Raw genomic sequence first — 809 nt, forward strand, 5'->3', positions numbered from 1 at the left:
AAGGTCAAATAATTTATTTCCTTCTAAATAGAAAGAAAATACTCCATTTTTCCAAAAGCTATCTGGAGAGTTCCATGACTCAACAATGTCAAATTGAAGAGAAAAGTAAAATGGATCACCATAAATCACTTTAGTTTCACTCCTAATTTTTTCTGAATATCACTTGGCACCTGCTTGCTTGTTAAGGAATTGTTAATATCTCCGGAGCTGCCATTCCAATGATATTCTCCGTTAGTTCCTTCGAATCGGTGAACGTTACCGTTCTTGTCTACTGAGAACCGAACCTCTTTATTGTTATAGTTTTTTGAGCTTGGTATAGAGTTTTCAAAAAGAATTAAAGAGTCTCTAGGTTCTATTCCTGCATTTTTGCGATTTCCATCACCTCCGGGAGTATGTTTAGGATTTGATTTGTAAGTCAGCCCATTAGAAGCGACTATTGGCTCCGGTACCGGTATTGCGCTTCCTCGGTGTTTCCCAACAATCGAAGCAACTGAAACCTTACTACCGATAGCACCACCAATACCGGCAGATTCTACCGCTTCTTTGGCTATTAATGCACCTTTTTCCCAAGCGGGCAATGAATTATACAATAGCCCTAAATCGTTTTGGTTTTCGGTGGTCACAAACTGGCTCAGACGTTGAGCATCTTCCGCCGATAAGTCAAACATCCATCTCAGGCCACTAACGGCATCGGCTGTTTTTATGCCACCTTCCATTTCGGCTTGGTAGGTTAGTGTGCATAACCCACCGCTCCCGGCACAATTAGACAACATTTCTGCCCGTTGCGCGGCGCTCAGTTCTCCGTATTT

At 42.0% G+C, this 809-nt stretch carries 1 protein-coding gene and 1 pseudogene; both read right to left on the minus strand.

Going from position 1 to position 809, the window contains the following annotated elements; translation table 11 throughout:
* Window positions 1-129: Imm42 family immunity protein (locus tag ABR397_RS22955; protein WP_350307725.1), on the minus strand; the 129-nt coding region annotated here is incomplete at its 3' end.
* Window positions 126-809 (minus strand): annotated as a pseudogene (locus tag ABR397_RS22960) (DUF637 domain-containing protein); the annotation flags it as partial. The gene ABR397_RS22955 and the pseudogene ABR397_RS22960, both read right to left, overlap by 4 nt.

The sequence above is a fragment of the Photorhabdus viridis genome (assembly GCF_040256935.1).
Taxonomy (GTDB): Bacteria; Pseudomonadota; Gammaproteobacteria; order Enterobacterales; family Enterobacteriaceae; genus Photorhabdus; species Photorhabdus viridis.